Origin of the sequence: Halomicronema sp. CCY15110, assembly GCF_016888165.1 — a bacterium.
Classification (GTDB): domain Bacteria; phylum Cyanobacteriota; class Cyanobacteriia; order Phormidesmidales; family Phormidesmidaceae; genus Halomicronema.
The window spans coordinates 1-279 of record NZ_JACSWC010000022.1 but is presented as its reverse complement, the minus strand read 5'-3'; the positions used below and the strand labels follow the sequence as shown (position 1 = coordinate 279).

General features: G+C 54.1%; 1 pseudogene. It reads left to right on the top strand.

From position 1 onward, the window contains the following. A pseudogene (locus JUK32_RS00110) lies at nucleotides 1-279 on the top strand (hypothetical protein); the annotation flags it as partial.

Sequence of the window (279 nt, the reverse complement as noted above, 5' to 3'; positions counted from 1 at the left end):
GACTACATGCTCACTGTCCTTGCCGCTGGTCTGGCAACGTAGCACAATTCCCCGATGTTTTTCTTGCGCTTACCCTGCAGAAGTAACGACCTTTAACATTGATAGCGAAGCCCAAAGCCAACTGGGAAAAGGCAAACCGCCTCCAGCCAATCAACCGGAGATTGACTTTGCCAGCGTGCATCGTGAGTTGCAAGGCAAAGGTGTGACGCTGGCGCTGCTGTGGCAAGAAGGGCTGGACCAACAGCGTTGGAACCTGAGCTACGGGCACTTTTGTCGTCG